12 protein-coding genes, 1 pseudogene and 1 CRISPR repeat array are annotated in these 15,789 nt (G+C 64.9%); of the genes and pseudogenes, 11 read left to right on the plus strand and 2 right to left on the minus strand.

The window, feature by feature from the left end; all coding sequences use genetic code 11:
* The first annotated feature begins 96 nt into the window (after window positions 1–96).
* The 10 genes from hutH (at window position 97) to ACP8LP_RS11280 (ending at window position 13,483) form a co-directional block, all read left to right on the plus strand.
* Window positions 97–1,632 (plus strand): histidine ammonia-lyase, encoded by a 1,536-nt coding sequence (gene hutH, locus ACP8LP_RS11235; protein WP_484483173.1) that lies wholly within the window; start codon window positions 97–99, stop codon window positions 1,630–1,632.
* Between the two features lie 223 nt (window positions 1,633–1,855).
* A complete protein-coding gene (locus tag ACP8LP_RS11240; RefSeq protein ID WP_023032043.1) occupies window positions 1,856–4,648 on the plus strand; it encodes a CRISPR-associated helicase/endonuclease Cas3 in 2,793 nt (930 codons plus the stop codon).
* Window positions 4,645–6,303 carry a type I-E CRISPR-associated protein Cse1/CasA gene (gene casA, locus ACP8LP_RS11245; protein ID WP_484483174.1) on the plus strand — a complete coding sequence of 553 codons (1,659 nt, stop codon included), beginning with the start codon at window positions 4,645–4,647 and terminating at the stop codon, window positions 6,301–6,303. Before ACP8LP_RS11240 ends, casA begins: the two co-directional genes overlap by 4 nt.
* Window positions 6,303–6,932: a type I-E CRISPR-associated protein Cse2/CasB gene (casB, locus tag ACP8LP_RS11250; protein ID WP_004809666.1), complete on the plus strand. Its 630-nt coding sequence runs from the start codon at window positions 6,303–6,305 to the stop codon at window positions 6,930–6,932. The genes casA and casB overlap by 1 nt, the downstream gene beginning before the upstream one ends.
* Window positions 6,929–8,053: a type I-E CRISPR-associated protein Cas7/Cse4/CasC gene (gene cas7e, locus ACP8LP_RS11255; protein ID WP_004809667.1), complete on the plus strand. Its 1,125-nt coding sequence runs from the start codon at window positions 6,929–6,931 to the stop codon at window positions 8,051–8,053. The genes casB and cas7e overlap by 4 nt, the downstream gene beginning before the upstream one ends.
* Complete coding sequence (gene cas5e, locus ACP8LP_RS11260) at window positions 8,050–8,757, plus strand: type I-E CRISPR-associated protein Cas5/CasD (RefSeq protein WP_004809668.1); 708 nt, start codon at window positions 8,050–8,052, stop codon at window positions 8,755–8,757. The genes cas7e and cas5e overlap by 4 nt, the downstream gene beginning before the upstream one ends.
* Window positions 8,757–9,422 (plus strand): type I-E CRISPR-associated protein Cas6/Cse3/CasE, encoded by a 666-nt coding sequence (gene cas6e, locus ACP8LP_RS11265; RefSeq protein WP_004809669.1) that lies wholly within the window; start codon window positions 8,757–8,759, stop codon window positions 9,420–9,422. The genes cas5e and cas6e overlap by 1 nt, the downstream gene beginning before the upstream one ends.
* 84 nt (window positions 9,423–9,506) lie before the next feature.
* The gene (cas1e, locus tag ACP8LP_RS11270) at window positions 9,507–10,364 is read left to right on the plus strand and encodes a type I-E CRISPR-associated endonuclease Cas1e (protein ID WP_231097139.1); all 858 of its coding nucleotides are present in this window, start codon (window positions 9,507–9,509) and stop codon (window positions 10,362–10,364) included.
* Window positions 10,365–10,366: 2 nt separating this feature from the next.
* Complete coding sequence (cas2e, locus tag ACP8LP_RS11275; RefSeq protein WP_036902094.1) at window positions 10,367–10,711, plus strand: type I-E CRISPR-associated endoribonuclease Cas2e; 345 nt, start codon at window positions 10,367–10,369, stop codon at window positions 10,709–10,711.
* 54 nt (window positions 10,712–10,765) lie between these two features.
* Window positions 10,766–13,175: direct repeats of the CRISPR family, unit length 28 nt; unit sequence GTCTTCCCCGCCTACGCGGGGGTGAGCC.
* A gap of 161 nt (window positions 13,176–13,336) precedes the next feature.
* Entirely contained in the window at window positions 13,337–13,483 is a 147-nt protein-coding gene (locus ACP8LP_RS11280) for a hypothetical protein (protein WP_221267670.1), read from the plus strand.
* Between the two features lie 42 nt (window positions 13,484–13,525).
* Here the strand turns inward: ACP8LP_RS11280 and ACP8LP_RS11285 are convergent, their stop codons facing one another.
* Window positions 13,526–13,915, minus strand: coding sequence for a hypothetical protein (locus tag ACP8LP_RS11285; protein ID WP_334353248.1), 390 nt, complete (start codon window positions 13,913–13,915; stop codon window positions 13,526–13,528).
* A 170-nt stretch (window positions 13,916–14,085) separates the two neighbouring features.
* Between ACP8LP_RS11285 and ACP8LP_RS11290 the strand changes: the two are divergent.
* A pseudogene (locus ACP8LP_RS11290) lies at window positions 14,086–14,330 on the plus strand (hypothetical protein).
* A 115-nt stretch (window positions 14,331–14,445) separates the two neighbouring features.
* Here ACP8LP_RS11290 and ACP8LP_RS11295 read toward each other — a convergent pair.
* Complete coding sequence (locus ACP8LP_RS11295) at window positions 14,446–15,093, minus strand: hypothetical protein (protein WP_004809675.1); 648 nt, start codon at window positions 15,091–15,093, stop codon at window positions 14,446–14,448.
* Window positions 15,094–15,789: the final 696 nt, after the last annotated feature.

Below are 15,789 nucleotides of genomic sequence, written 5' to 3' on the forward strand. Positions count from 1 at the left end.
TCAACACGAGGTCAGCCATGGCGACTGCCCAGAAGACATACCCGAATACACGCGATCGCCACGACACCGTGGCACTCACGACAAGGAAGGACGACCATGAATCCAGCCACCATTGACGTCGGTGCCCCGCTCACTCCCCACGACATCATCGCCGTCGCCCGATCAGGAGCCCAGGTGACGGTCGGAGACGACGCGATGGAGCGGGTGAAGCGAGCCTCCGACCTCGTTGAGAGTCTGGCCGACGACCCTGCCCCTCATTACGGGATCTCCACGGGCTTCGGCGCGCTAGCCTCTACCCGAGTGCCCCGTGACCATCGCGTGGCCCTGCAGCACTCCCTCATCCGTTCCCACGCCGCCTCGACCGGGCCACGGGTGGAGACCGAAGTCATCCGCGCCATGATGACTCTGCGTCTCAAGACCATGGCATCTGGCCACACCGGCGTGCGCCCGGAGGTCGTCACTGCCTACGCTGACCTGCTCAACTCTGGGCTGGTGCCGATCGTCGGGGAATACGGGTCCCTTGGGTGTTCGGGCGACCTCGCCCCGCTGGCCCACTGTGCCCTCGTCCTCACCGGGGAAGGGACTGTCCTGACCCCCGACGGTGGTGAGGTCGACGCCGCCACTGGTCTTGCCCAGGTCGGGCTGAAGCCCATTTCCTTGCGCGAAAAGGAGGGGCTGGCCCTCATCAACGGGACCGACGGTATGCTCGGCCAGCTGATCATGGCCCTCGCCGACCTCGACGTCCTCGTCCCGACGGCTGACCTGGCCACCGCCATGACCGTCCAGGCTCTCTGCGGCATCGACCGAGTTTTCGCCCCCGATCTGCAGGCCTTGCGTCCCCACCCCGGACAGGGGGTTTCAGCTGCCAACATCCTCGCCCTGTTGGAGGGGTCCGACCTCATCCAGGCCGGTCGGGAGGGCGCCGTCAAGCGCGTCCAGGATGCCTACTCGCTGCGGTGCGCCCCGCAGGTTCACGGAGCCGTGCGCGACACCATGGCCCACGCCCTTCAGGTAGCGAAAGTCGAGTTGGCTTCGGCCGTCGACAACCCGGTCATCACCGACGACATGCGCGTGGAGTCCAATGGCAACTTCCACGGTGCACCGGTGGCATATGTGCTCGATTTCCTGGCGATTGCCGCAGCCGACCTCGCGTCGATGAGCGAGCGCCGCACTGACCGCATGCTCGATCCGGCACGCAACCGCGACCTTCATCCCTTCCTCGCCGACGACCCCGGCGTCGACTCCGGTCACATGATTGCTCAATACACCCAGGCCGGCATCGTCTCGGAGATGAAGCGACTGGCCGTCCCGGCGTCGGTGGACTCCATCCCGACATCGGCCATGCAGGAAGACCACGTCTCGATGGGATGGTCGGCCGCCCGCAAGCTGCGCCGCGGGATTGACGGTCTGGGAGCCGTCATTGGCATCGAGATCCTGACCGCCGCCAAGGCTATTCAGATGCGGGGTGTGGAGCCGTCGAAGCCGGTAGCCGACGTCATTGCTCGGATGCGTCAGACGATCCCTGGCCCCGGACCGGACCGCTTCCTCTCCCCCGAAATCGACGAGGCCCATCGCTTGGTGGCTTCTGGTGAGCTCCTCGAGGTCGTGCGACAGAAGGTGGAGATGGGCTGACTTTTCCCGCGTTTGTGGCCCCGGTAGCGTGAGATGTGCTCTGCCCATGCAGAGGTGAGCCATTGTTCGGTTACGTGACGTCCCTACCGGGGGCATCTTCCCCGCCGCTGCGGGGGTTGACATCGACATGGTTGAAGTGACTGAAATCTAATTCCTAACTTGTTAGGTTAGTTTCATTTTTTCTGATACTATGCATGCCAACACCAAACGCGAGGAAGCGACAATGCTCAACACGTGGTCTCCCCCAGCACGGTCCTGCTGGGGGAAGACGAACGAGGAAGCCGACTGGCTCCCCGTCGTCCAACATCTGGAGGACGCCGCCGGCGTCATGCCCGAGGTGTGGAGACTCCAACCGAGATCCATCAGATCACTGCTGTCGGACAGTCTTGGCGGCGCGGAAGCCGCCCAGGCGTTCGAATGCTTCCTGGCGGGCGTACACGACGTCGGCAAGATCAGCGCCGACTTCGCACACATGGCACGATTTCCCCGCCGCAACGGGACGTCGACGAGCTACCTGTGCGACCGGATGGAACATCAGGGATTCGTCATACCGACGCCCGAGCGCCCGATTCCTCACGGCACGGTGGGCCAGATCCACATCGAGTCCTGGTTGCTCGACCGCTACCGCCACCAGTCACCACGGGCACGTCGGTGCGCCCGCAACATTGCATCCATCATCGGGGGCCATCACGGGACGAACCCGACGGAGGGCGACATCGAGGAGTTGAGAAGTGGATTGGCCAGGGAGGACGACCTCTGGAGGACCACCCGCGACGAGGTCATCGACACCATGGCCGCACACACGGGAGCCGATCAGTTTCTTGGCGACTGGATGAGCTCTCCCATCCCGATCGAGGTGCAGGTTCTCTCCGAGGGCCTCGTCATCATGGCCGACTGGATCGCCAGCTCGGAATCCCTCTTCCCCTACGACCTCACCGATCCGACGCCGGACCGCGTCCGCAGAGCCATCGCTCGACTCCGTCTGCCTCGGCCCTGGCGGCCAGATACCGGCCCGGACACTGCCGACGACCTCTTCGCGAGGAGCTTTCCCGCACTGGCCCATGGCTCCCCCAATGCCATGCAGCGCGCGGCCGTGGAGGCAGCGGCGAGCATGACCAGCCCCGGGTTGCTCGTCATCGAGGCCCCCATGGGTCAGGGCAAGACCGAGGCCGCGCTCATGTGCGCCCAGGTGCTGGCCCGCAGGTTCGGGCAGGGCGGCATCTTCTTCGGACTACCCACGATGGCGACGTCCAACCCCATGTTCGGACGCGTGCGCGAGTGGCTCGACGCCGTCCCGGCCACCAACCCATCGAGCATCACACTGGCCCACTCGAAGGCCGGGCTCAACGAGGACTACCAGCAGCTCATGCCCTGGAATGCGTCGATGGCTGTCTATGACGAGGGCACCTCACAGCGCGAAGCCTCGGCGATCGTCCACGAGTGGTTCCTCGGCCGAAAACGCGCGATCCTGGCCGATCACGTCATCGGCACCATCGACCAGGCGTTGTTCACCGGACTCAAGGCCAAGCACGTCGTCCTGCGCCACCTCGGTCTGGCGAGCAAGGTCGTCATCATCGACGAGGTCCACGCCGCTGACGTCTACATGCGCGAGTACCTCAAAGTCGTCCTCGAGTGGCTCGGCGCCTACCGCACGCCCGTCATCCTCATGTCCGCGACCCTACCGCCCGCCCAGCGCGAGGAACTTGCTCTGGCCTACGCCAGAGGACGCCATGGAAAGCGTGCCACCATGGCGCTGCCCACCTCGGACGAGTACCCGCTCATGACCTGCGTCACCGACGACGTCATCCAACGCGGCACATCGGTCACGGCCCCGGCGCGCGGCATCACCATCGAGACGATGACCGACTCCCTTGACGATCTCGCGGCTCGGCTCAAGGAGCAGATGTCCGAGGGCGGTTGTGTCGGGGTCATCCGCGACACCGTCGCACGGGCCCAGGAGACCTTCGACGTACTCCGGCAGCGTCTCGACTGCGAGGTCGTCCTCGTCCATTCCAGGTTCGTCGCGCCACAGCGTGCCCGTCGGGAGTCCGACCTCGTCAGGCGTCTTGGATGCTCTGGCCAGGCCCGTCCTCATCGCATCGTCGTCGTCGGCACCCAGGTGCTCGAGCAGTCCCTCGACGTCGACTTCGATCTGCTCGTCAGCGACATCGCGCCCATGGACCTCCTCCTCCAGCGCATCGGCCGGTTGCATCGACACGACCGCGAGCGTCCGCCCCGACTTCGTGACGCCGTCTGTCTGGTCACCGGAGTCGACAGCTGGGACGACGACGGTCCGAGGTTCGGCCGTGGGATCGACCTTGTCTACGAACCGGACGCCCTCATGCGCACCGCGGCCATCCTCGAGGATCTGCCGTCCGGTGAGATCTCGATCCCGCGGGACATCCCTCGACTCGTCCGACAGGCCTATCAGGAGCCCTTCCCCTGGCCCCACGCCTGGACGGACAGGGGAGAAAAAGCCGCACTCGGTGCCAGGTCGAATCGTCAGTTGGCAGCGACTCGCGCCATGGCCTTCCGTCTGACCGATCCATTCGGCGCATCGAGCCTCATGAAAGGGCTCACCGACATGGCTTCCTCCGATCCCGAGAACACCCGCGGCCACGCGTCGGTGCGCGACTCCGAGGATTCCATCGAGGTCATTGTCGTCCAACAATCCGACTCCGGACATCGGCTGCTCGACGACATCGGGGAATACTCCGGAACAGAGCTGCCGCTGTTCGGTGCCCCTGACGGCGATCTGGCCCGGGCCGTCGCATCGTGCACCGTCACCCTTCCCCGATCGCTGTCGAACCCTTGGGACATCGACAGGACCATCGCCGAGCTGGAGGCCGCGCCGATCGACCTCAGCTCATGGCAGACATCCCCGTGGCTTCGGGGACAACTCGTCCTCGTCCTCGATGCCCATGGCAATTCCACATTGTTGGGACATCCACTCCACTACGATCACGATCAGGGGCTCATCGTCGAGCCCCTTCCCCAGAACGGAGCACCGGTATGACGAGCGCCTTCAACCTCATCGACGAGCCATGGATCGCGGTGCGACGTCCGGACAACGTCGTCATCGAGGTGTCGATCCACGACGCCTTCCATCAAGCGAGCAGTCTTCGCGGCTTGGCCGGGGAGATCCCCACCCAGGAGGCCGCCGTCCTGCGCCTCCTCCTCGCCATCGCCATCCGGGCCACCGCCGAGTACCGCAGTGACGACGAAAAGGTGGACGACTGGGCGCAGTGGTGGGAGTCCGGACTACCGCTGCAGCAGATTGACGACTACCTGGGCCGCTGTCACGATCGATTCAACCTCTTTGACGACAAAGCTCCGTTCATGCAAGTCGCCGGTCTGCACACCAGCAAAGGAGGGTATTCAGGCCTGATCAAGATCATCAGCGAAGTCCCCCCGAACGACAAGTTCTTCACGACAAGGGACGGGCCTGGTATTGCGTCATTGAGTTACGCGGAGGCCGCCCGGTGGCTCGTCCACGCCCAGGCCTTCGACATCTCGGGCATCAAATCCGGGGCCGTCGGCGATCCGCGTGTCAACGGTGGCAAGGGGTACCCCATCGGGACGGGCATCAGTGGTCCCATGGGTATCGTCGTCATCGAAGGCACCAGTCTGGCCGAGACGATCCTGCTCAATCTCTTCCTCGAGGACGATCCGCAGACCGATGTCCCGGTCTGGGAGCGTCCACCGCAGACGGCAGCCCCCGACGCCGAGCACCCGGTGCCCACCGGCTGCGCCGATCTCTTCACCTGGCAGAGCCGCCGGGTGCGTCTCATCGCCGAGGCGGACCACGTCGTCGACGTCCTGCTGTGCAACGGCGACAAGGTCGAATGGAAGTACTTGCTGCACAAGGACCCGTCGACCGCGTGGCGCTTCAGCGCACCCCAGACGAAGGCGGCCGGGGAGATCGTCTACATGCCCCGCAGCCACGACTCCTCCAGGGCCATGTGGCGAGGACTGGAGCCTTTACTGGCCCGCGAACCATCACCCGAAGACAGGCGCAGGAAGAAGGCCGGAGAGCCCGACAGGGCGTGGCTACGGCCAGAGATTTTCGAGCAACTCGCAATCCTCACCAGCGATGGCGCCCTGCCTGACGATCATCTCATTCGCATGCGGACCATCGGCATGGAATATGGATCGCAAAGCGCAGTGGTGTCGACGACGATCGACGACTCCCTGCCGACGTCCTTGGCAGTCATCGCCAACGAGCAACTGGGACGGCTCGCCGTCGATTGCGCGCACACCGCCGAGTCCCTGGTGTTCGCCTTGCAGAACCTCGCTTCCGATCTGGCTGCCGCGACCGGCGATGAGTCGGAGGGGGTCCGCCCCCGAGCCGCCGAAGCCGGTTTCTCCGCCCTCGATCCCGCCTACCGAGAGTGGTTCAGTCGCCTCACGAGTACCACCGACGTCGATGCCGCAACTCTGGCATGGCGCCGCACGGCTCGGCGGATCATGTGCGAGGTCGGCCTCCAGCTCTGCCGCGACGCCGGGTCGGCAGCCCTCACCGGACGCATGGTCCCGGTGCCCAACACCGAGCGACACGACCTCATGGACCTCGCCCGCGCCTGGCAGCGATTCCTCTCCCGGATGCGCGCCAGCGCCCCCCTACCTGACGATCCTCAACGCGACACCAAGTCATCCTCGAAGGAGCAGTGATGCCAGAACCATGGAATGACGTCAGCGCGGCGACGCTTGGCGCCGTCAACCACCTGCAGCGGGGCTATCTCGCCACACCGCGCGATCCGTGGGCGGTACGGACTCTGGCAGCCCTGCGCCATGCCGATGCGACCCGCCCGGGAACCGACCCGAATCTCTGGGAGGTGACCCTGGGCCACCTTCCGGACGATCTGGTGGGCCACGGGGCATCGCCGGCGACGTACGCCGAACGAGCCGTCCACGCCGCCGTCGTCCTCTACGCCATCCATCAGCAGTCCCGGCCCGGGCCGATGCACGCCACCGGCATCGGATTGGGCCAGGCGGCTCGGATGCTCTCGGCGCGACGCTCGACGAGCACCGAGTGGGACCCCGGCACGGTCTCCCGGTTCCAGCACCTGTGCCGCGCCCAGCAGTGGGCCATCCGCCTCGAAAACCTCCGAGAGCTCGTCACTCTCATGCGATCCGAGGACGTCCCGCTCGACTACGGCCGACTCGCCGCCGACCTGTGGCGATTGCAGACCTCGGCATCCGACCGCGTCCTCCTGTCCTGGGGACGCCAGCTCCACCACCTCCCATCCGACGCCCCAACCACCACCACCGAGAGCACAGACCAAGGAGAATCCCGATGAGTTCGTACTACGTCGACATCCACGTCCTTCAGAGCGTCCCGCCGTCCAACGTCAACCGCGACGACACCGGGTCGCCGAAATCAGCTCTGTACGGCGGGGTCCGTCGGGCGCGGGTCAGCTCACAGGCATGGAAGAAGGCCGTGCGAACGTCCTTCAAGGACTTCCTGCCCGCTTCCCAGACCGGCGCGCGGACACTGCGCGCCGTCGAACTGCTCATGAACCGCCTCACCGCCGATCCCTACCGACTGGCGCAGGAGGATGCTCGACAGAAGGCCCTCGCGGTCGTCAAGGCGCTCGGTCTCAAGGCCGACAAACCTCGAGTGAAGGAAGGCTCGGGCCCCGAGGGCGTCGAGCGCACCCAGTACCTCGTCTTCTACTCCAACCAGCAGCTCGATCGCCTGGCGCAGCTCGCGGCGACCTCGGAGGGCAAGATCTCCAGTTCCGACGCCAAGAAGGCCGCCGATTCCGATCATGGGGTCGAGGTCGCGTTGTTCGGTCGCATGGTCGCCGATTCCAAGTGCCTCAACGTCGACTCGGCCGTGCAGGTCGCCCACGCGCTGAGCACCCATGCCGTCGAGATCGAGTCCGATTACTTCACCGCCGTCGACGACTACAAGCTCGATGAGGACGACGCCGGAGCCGGCATGATCGGAACCGTCGAGTTCACCTCCGAAACCCTCTACCGGTTCGCCACGGTGGCTGTTTCGACCCTCGAGGACAACCTGGGAGACGTTGATCTCACCGCCGACGCCGCCGCCGCGTTCGTCCGTGGGTTCGTCGTGTCGATGCCCACCGGCAAGCAGAACACCTTCGCCAACAACACCCTGCCCGACGCCGTCGTCGTCCAGATCCGCAAGGGCAGGTCGGCCAGCTTCGTCGGCGCGTTCGAGGACGCCATCACCTCGACCACAGGTGGTTTCGTCGAGGCATCGTGCAAGGCGCTGGCCAGCTATGCGCACGACTGCGAGGAGGCCTTCCTCGGGGCACCAGTGGCCTCCTTCGTCACCCGGGTCGGCACGCGTACCGAGGCCGTCAGCGACATGGGCACTGCCATGCCCATCGACGAGCTCGTCTCATCGGTGCGAGACCAGGTCGCTACCGTCCTGCGAGCGCAATCGTGACCGTCCTGCTGTTGCGGCTCGCCGGGCCCTTGCAGTCCTGGGGAGACTCGAGCCGATTCACGACTCGTGCGACGCGCCGCGAACCGACGAAATCCGGTGTCATCGGGCTGCTGGCGGCGGCGCAGGGGCGACGTCGTACCGATAGCATCGAGGACCTTCTCACGCTTCGGTTCGGCGTACGCACCGACCAGTCCGGCTCGGTCGTCCGTGACTTCCAGACGGCCATGGACTGGGCGCACCCCAAGAAGGACGGCAGCATCCACGCGATGCCTCTGTCGAACCGCTACTACCTGGCCGACGCCGTCTTCGTCGCCGCAGTCGAAGGAGATCGGTCGTTGCTCGAGGCACTCGACGAGGCCATTGGAGAACCGGCGTTCCCCCTGTACCTAGGCCGCCGCGCATGTCCCACGGAGGGACAGGTGTCCTTGGGCATCCATGACGACGAGATGCTGGCTGCCTTGGAGACCGAACCGTGGCATGCCAAGCCCTGGCATCGACGTCGCCTGGGCCGCTCGGTGTACCTGCCCATCACCTACGACGCCGCCCCCGGCCAGCTCGGCGACACCGTCCGAGACCTTCCGCTGAGCTTCAACCCGGAGCGGCGCGAGTACGGGTGGCGCGACGTCGCCTCGACGGCTGTTGTCGTCGACAACCCCGACGGCAACGACGAGCCCGACTGGTTCGCGGGCCTGGAAGGAGCGTGATGTTTCTCACCCAGTTCGACGTCAACGTCGCCCGCCGCGACGCCGTGCGTCTGTTGGCATCTCCGGAGCGACTCCACGCCGCGGTGCTGAGCTCGTTTCCCCCTGGTCAGTCCGCTTCCGATGACGGCCGAACCCTGTGGCGACTGGATCGCGGGCCGACTCCCCATGAGGCGAAACTCATGATCGTCAGCCCGCTGAGACCTGACCTCACCGTGCTCAACGAGCAGGCTGGATGGTCGACGGGGGTCTCGGGTCGGTCGGCTGACTACGACCCCTTCCTGCAGGGCCTCCGATCCGGCTCAACCTGGCGATTCAGGTGCGCTGTCAACCCGACGACCGCAGTGCGCAGGACGGCCGGGTCACGCGGCCAGCGAGTTGCAGAGGTGACGGCCGAGCAGCAACTGGCCTGGTTCCTCGGCCGTGCCGAAGGCCACGGACTGTCCGTGCCCGTCACACCCGACGGGACGCCGTCCGCGCGCGTGACCCGTCGGGAGGTCCTGAGATTCCGTCGTCGGGGGTCCATGGTGACACTGGCGGTGACACAGGTGGACGGCGTCATCCATGTGGCTGACGCCGATGCCGCCCGTGTGGCACTGACCTGCGGGATTGGTCCGGCCAAGGGATACGGCTGTGGCCTCATGACTCTGGCACCGGTCGTGAGTTGAGCGATGGGCAAATCGATCCCGGGCGCGAGACCTGCCGAGGTCCAGGAGTTGGCGCGCGCCCAGGATCGGCTCAGCTTCATCTACATGGAGCATTGCATCGTCAACCGCGACTCGAATGCCATCACGGCGTCGAATCAGCAGGGCACCGTGCATGTTCCGGCGTCCATGATCGGAGCGCTGTTGTTGGGCCCGGGAACGAACGTCACCCACCAGGCGATGGTGCTGCTGGCCGAGTCCGGCGCGACGACGCTATGGGTGGGCGAACACGGTGTGCGGTATTACGCCCATGGCCGACCACTGGCCCGGACGACCCGACTGCTCGACCTGCAGGCCGAAGCCGTCACCGACCACACGAAGCGGCTGGCGGTCGCTCGGCGCATGTACGAGATGCGGTTTCCCGACGACGTCGCGACGGGCCTGACCCTGCAACAACTGCGCGGACATGAAGGGGCCCGAGTTCGGCAGGCGTATCGGGACACGGCCGTCAGGTTCGGCGTCGCCTGGGACAAGCGCAGCTACAAAGTCGAGGACTTCGAGTCGTCCGACCCGACGAACCAGGCGCTCACTGCCGCGACGACCTGCCTCTACGGAGTCGTGCACTCCGTCATCGCGGCACTCGGACTGTCGGCCGGATTGGGATTCGTGCACACGGGCAAGGACCGATCCTTCGTCTACGACGTCGCAGATCTGTACAAGACGTCGCTGGCGGTACCAGTCGCGTTCGAATGTGCAGCGAACGGGGACGTTGACGACATCCCTGGCGCGACACGACGAGCCATGCGCGACGCCATTCATGAGTCGACATTGCTGAGCACGTGTGTGAAGGACATCCACACACTTCTCGACGCCCCCGGAGATCCCGATGACGGATACGGGTGGGATGTTGTCGACCTGTGGGACGACCGCACTGGCACGGTCGCCGGCGGAAGATCGTGGGCATAGCCATGGTCGTGCTCGTCCTCACCGCCTGTCCCGCGGGACTGCGTGGCCACCTCACGAGGTGGTTGCTCGAGATCAGCCCTGGGGTGTTCGTCGGGCATCTGCCTGCACGGATCAGGGATGCCCTGTGGAGCCGAGTCGTTGAAATGTGCCACGACGGGCGGGCGATCCTCGTGTACTCGATGCGCGGCGAGCAGCATTTCGAGTTCCGCGTGCATCGACATGACTGGGACGTCGTCGACTTCGACGGGCTGAAACTCATGCAGAGGCCAAACAATAGGGCACACAACTCGACACTGCGGCCGGGATGGAGCTCGGCTGCGCGGCGACGTAGGACGGCCAAGCGCTAGATCGAGTACACTTGTATCTGGGCAAAGCTCCTGCATCAACCGTAGTCGGCTGGTGTCTTCCCCGCCTACGCGGGGGTGAGCCTAAAGCCATGACCACCGAAGTAAAAGGACAGCCGTCTTCCCCGCCTACGCGGGGGTGAGCCGGCCCTACCGGGCCGCTAGAGCCGTCCACGCCAGTCTTCCCCGCCTACGCGGGGGTGAGCCTACTAATCGGGAAATTCCGCTGGAAACCCCAATGTCTTCCCCGCCTACGCGGGGGTGAGCCGTACATCAACGGCTACAAACTCGCCAAAACAATGTCTTCCCCGCCTACGCGGGGGTGAGCCCGGGGATGCCGTGTATGAGCCTCGTAGGGGCGAGTCTTCCCCGCCTACGCGGGGGTGAGCCGTGTCCTTGGACGGCTGCGATCATGTGTGCGGCGTCTTCCCCGCCTACGCGGGGGTGAGCCGTAGAATAGAGAGAAGTTCAGGAAAGGGGGTCAGTCTTCCCCGCCTACGCGGGGGTGAGCCGGTCACCGATGGCGGTCCATCCATGCGGGGTTGGTCTTCCCCGCCTACGCGGGGGTGAGCCGATCAACGGCGAGCTCATCCCGCTGTGGCAGAAGTCTTCCCCGCCTACGCGGGGGTGAGCCGTCGATCACCCCGGGGTCGACGGTGCAGGCCACGTCTTCCCCGCCTACGCGGGGGTGAGCCGGCGTCTTGGACTTTGAGCAGCGGGGTGAGGTCGTCTTCCCCGCCTACGCGGGGGTGAGCCTCTACCAGAAATATCAAGAAGTTTCCGGAATTTGTCTTCCCCGCCTACGCGGGGGTGAGCCTCTATGATGGATGAGTTGAACGACGACACGGAGGTCTTCCCCGCCTACGCGGGGGTGAGCCTTTCACCGAGAAAATGGCCCGGCTATCATTGAGGTCTTCCCCGCCTACGCGGGGGTGAGCCTAACAGCCGGACCATCCTCTCGATGAGGATTGCCGTCTTCCCCGCCTACGCGGGGGTGAGCCGGCCACCAAGGAGGCAGGCCAGGCAGTCCGCAAGTCTTCCCCGCCTACGCGGGGGTGAGCCTTTGTTCAAGACTGACATTGCCGAGGCGTTCGCGTCTTCCCCGCCTACGCGGGGGTGAGCCGCCACCGCCGCCATCCGCACCATCAAGGCCCGAGTCTTCCCCGCCTACGCGGGGGTGAGCCGGCGTCTTGGACTTTGAGCAGCGGGGTGAGGTCGTCTTCCCCGCCTACGCGGGGGTGAGCCCATGTCTTGAATGGTCTTGACCCACCCTCGAATGTCTTCCCCGCCTACGCGGGGGTGAGCCGACACCCTTGACACGCAGCCGACCATCCTTGCCGTCTTCCCCGCCTACGCGGGGGTGAGCCTTGCGAGAGGTATGGGGTCGCCGTGTGGCGAGGGTCTTCCCCGCCTACGCGGGGGTGAGCCGACTTAAACTCGGCTAGGGGGTTCTCCCACATAGTCTTCCCCGCCTACGCGGGGGTGAGCCGGAGAAGCAGCAGCATCTCCAGGTGATGATGCCGTCTTCCCCGCCTACGCGGGGGTGAGCCGGACTGATGACATGGCATCCCCAACAATTCACGGTCTTCCCCGCCTACGCGGGGGTGAGCCGCCGCCCGCGCACGAGGCAGACGGCCCGGACGAGTCTTCCCCGCCTACGCGGGGGTGAGCCGTTGGCCCCACGCAGGTTGGCCTCGTACAGGTTGTCTTCCCCGCCTACGCGGGGGTGAGCCAACCCTTCCCCTGGCCCGCGCAGACAGGTATCCGTCTTCCCCGCCTACGCGGGGGTGAGCCAGCACGGGTTCACTCGTGAGGACGCAATCCATGCGTCTTCCCCGCCTACGCGGGGGTGAGCCGGTTGGCCTCGTACAGGTCGGCACCACGCAGGTCGTCTTCCCCGCCTACGCGGGGGTGAGCCGCAGGCGGCCGGAATGCCGATAGAGGTGTTTCCGTCTTCCCCGCCTACGCGGGGGTGAGCCGTCGGTGGACAGTCCGTCGGCGGCATTGTTCTCGTCTTCCCCGCCTACGCGGGGGTGAGCCTCCGCCGCTACTTGGACCCCCACGACCCTCGTAGTCTTCCCCGCCTACGCGGGGGTGAGCCGTGTGGGGCTGATCGACCTCGATGAGGGTGAATGTCTTCCCCGCCTACGCGGGGGTGAGCCTATCCGTTGCCGCGCATCCATGCGAAGAGGCGCGTCTTCCCCGCCTACGCGGGGGTGAGCCGAGGACGAGAATGACTCCACACACCAGCACATGGTCTTCCCCGCCTACGCGGGGGTGAGCCGATTCTGCAGTGCACGCAAAATACCGCCCGCGAGTCTTCCCCGCCTACGCGGGGGTGAGCCGGCTGAGCCGCACACGTCGCTGTTCAAGGCGTCGTCTTCCCCGCCTACGCGGGGGTGAGCCTTCGTTTCCGGCGTCGGTAGAGAATGACCAGGCGTCTTCCCCGCCTACGCGGGGGTGAGCCGGCATCACCGCCTCACAGACCCCCAGCGCGGCCGATGGACCGCAGCCGGAAGCGTCATCATCGACTGGCAAAACCGATCACTGGTCCCCATCGACGGAAACCTTGATGCCGTCATCGACCACTGGGCATGGACTCACGACCCCCAAGCCCACACATCCACCATGATCGACCTTGGCACCGGAACCACCACCACCAGCCCCGTCACCGCAACCCCGGCACGCCCCCTCGGCCTCGCCCAAAACCACCTGATCGTCATCAGCGACGACGACCAAGGGCACCTGAACCTCTACGGGCTCAAATCTGCATAAGCACTGCGGCGGCGCGCTAACAAAGCCCGCCGCCACAGCACTTCACAGATCATCTCTGCGCATGACTTCTTTCAGCTTGCGCGCTTGCCTCTCCAAAGCCTCTTCTTCGGCCCGGTTCTCCAGCTCACCGTCAATACCAGCTGCAATGAACCACAGCAGCAAGCCACCGCCGACCAGCACACCGGCCAAGACCCACTCTCGTGTAGCAATCTCGGACAGGTGCGCGTGACGGCCAATCACCCAGACCCCATAGCCGATGCAGACCAACCCCCCGTAGCGGCAGAACCACATTCCCAGGTGCATCGCCCCCTCACGCGGCGACACGACCAAGAGGAAGAGGGCATGGAAGAACCCAGCGATAAAGTTCCATACCTGCTGTAGAACAAAGCCAATAAAGTTGAAAAGAGTGAGTATTAGCGCCGACATCGCCATCCCCTTCCGATCCTACCAGCCAGGATAATCAACCTGACACATTCTGTGGAGGCAACCCCGCCAGCCGGTCTTCCCCGCCTACGCGGGGGTAAGCCGGGGTTTCTCACTCAGATGAGGAGGGCGAGATGAGTGAGTTTGTTGCCGACAATGGTGTCCGAGTGACCGACGAGATGGTTCGCCAGTGGGCGAGTGAGGCTGAGTCGGGTTTTGAGGGGTTGCAGGTCGAGCCGTTCGAGGGTCGAGCTTGGGAGGAAGCGGAGACTGAGCCCCTGGAGCCTCGCACGATCCGGGTGAGTGCCAGCCCAGCGTGTGGAGGCCGATCGAACGAGACGCGGCCCGGCAAGGCATGACCGTATCCGCGTGGACCCGTCAAGCGCTCACCCGCGAGGTCGCCCAGACCCTCAAAGCCAGCTAAGGATTCACGAGGCGGGACCAGGGGGCGAGGAAGTCGCTCACGCTGGGCCACTCGACGGGCGGCTCTCAGCCGTATCTGTTCGTCTCTTCAACGTAAAGCCGGGGGACTTTTCGGGCTAGATATTGCGGTGGGCCTTGGTTGCTTCCGGCTTGGGCTCGACAAGTTCGACCTTGAGCGGACGACCAGCCGGGTTGATGATCTGCCGCCTGGTGCCACCAGACGGCTCACCGGTGAGCCATTCTACGACCTCAAGCGGACTGTAGAACAGCGTCACAAAAAGAGTCCCCCAGAGCCGCCACAGAGCCTCCCCCAAGGCCTCCCTGATCAAGGAATCCCCGAAGGAGAACTCCTCCTTCCAGGAGGCCGTAATCAAGTCCGTCATAGAGACGACGAATCCGACAGCGAGGAGCAAGATCAGCCACAACCAGCTCATACCAGCCGTAACCATGAGACCCGCACCACACCAAAAGGTCGGCCCGGAACGACCCCGACACACATCATGAGTCGCCACGCCCAACACACCAACGACCGCGACGACAACACCAACCCGACCCCACGGAGTACCGCCAGCAAGAACAGCATCCACCCGACCCAACCAACCAACAGGGACCACGAGAGCCCCCAACCAACCCCGCAGAATGTCAAGTGGCCGAACGTGGTCGACGATGGCGAACACAGAGAGCACCCCGACGAAAGAGCCCAAAAGCGAGTAGAGACGATCAAAGACTCCGTCACGAAGCCAAGGAAGAACTTTGTCCAGCATGAGATGGTCTCCTAATGACGCTCGCACGGGGGCAGATAAGCTGCGAGAATGGGCGCGGCCGCGTCATGGTAGTCGGCGTTGATGTCGATGCCCAGATATGGGAATTGACCGCCACACAACCACCGGTGTAACGAGTCGCGTAATGCATGAAGATACCCGCACCCGAACCCGCGCCATGACGAGTCGGAGAAGCATAGTTGTACGACAGCACCGCAGCCTGTCGATACAACGAACCAGCATAATCAGCCAGACGCTCATTGTCAGACGTCGACAAGTGCGAACAATCCTCACGCCACCGGTTGTAATCACGCTGGCTAGGATCCTCAATCCACCACGAACACGAGCCAATCGTGCGGTAGCTCAACTTGGTACCCGGATTACCCACACCAAAAGCCGAAACCACCCCGAAAGTACCGGCCGGGGTGGTTCGAGTACCCTGCCGACGCCGCGCCGCCCCCGATGCCACCGGACAACGCAGGGAAGGAAGGCGGTGGTTATGCCTGGTTCCATTGATGGTTCGTCCTTCCACTCGAGCATGACCGACGTGAGGAACTGCTTCGAGGGCCACGATCGGCGGTCCACAGGCTCGCGCTGCGTCAACGACCAGATGATCCCCGTAATACCGCAAGGAGGCTCATCAGGTTCAAGCCTCATCGTGGCGTGACACAAATCGGGGGGGCTTTCCATGAGGATCGA

The organism is Cutibacterium sp. LaCa_89 (assembly GCF_058177555.1).

Bases quoted from the DNA above. Each gene is read 5' to 3' on its own strand.
- casB (WP_004809666.1), top strand. From the start codon at position 6,303: ATGCCAGAACCATGGAATGACGTCAGCGCGGCGACGCTTGGCGCCGTC.
- ACP8LP_RS11295 (WP_004809675.1), bottom strand. From the start codon at position 15,093: ATGCTGGACAAAGTTCTTCCTTGGCTTCGTGACGGAGTCTTTGATCGT.
- ACP8LP_RS11285 (WP_334353248.1), bottom strand. From the start codon at position 13,915: ATGGCGATGTCGGCGCTAATACTCACTCTTTTCAACTTTATTGGCTTT.
- ACP8LP_RS11240 (WP_023032043.1), top strand. From the start codon at position 1,856: ATGCTCAACACGTGGTCTCCCCCAGCACGGTCCTGCTGGGGGAAGACG.
- cas2e (WP_036902094.1), top strand. From the start codon at position 10,367: ATGGTCGTGCTCGTCCTCACCGCCTGTCCCGCGGGACTGCGTGGCCAC.
- hutH (WP_484483173.1), top strand. From the start codon at position 97: ATGAATCCAGCCACCATTGACGTCGGTGCCCCGCTCACTCCCCACGAC.
- ACP8LP_RS11280 (WP_221267670.1), top strand. From the start codon at position 13,337: ATGATCGACCTTGGCACCGGAACCACCACCACCAGCCCCGTCACCGCA.
- cas7e (WP_004809667.1), top strand. From the start codon at position 6,929: ATGAGTTCGTACTACGTCGACATCCACGTCCTTCAGAGCGTCCCGCCG.
- casA (WP_484483174.1), top strand. From the start codon at position 4,645: ATGACGAGCGCCTTCAACCTCATCGACGAGCCATGGATCGCGGTGCGA.
- cas6e (WP_004809669.1), top strand. From the start codon at position 8,757: ATGTTTCTCACCCAGTTCGACGTCAACGTCGCCCGCCGCGACGCCGTG.
- cas1e (WP_231097139.1), top strand. From the start codon at position 9,507: ATGGAGCATTGCATCGTCAACCGCGACTCGAATGCCATCACGGCGTCG.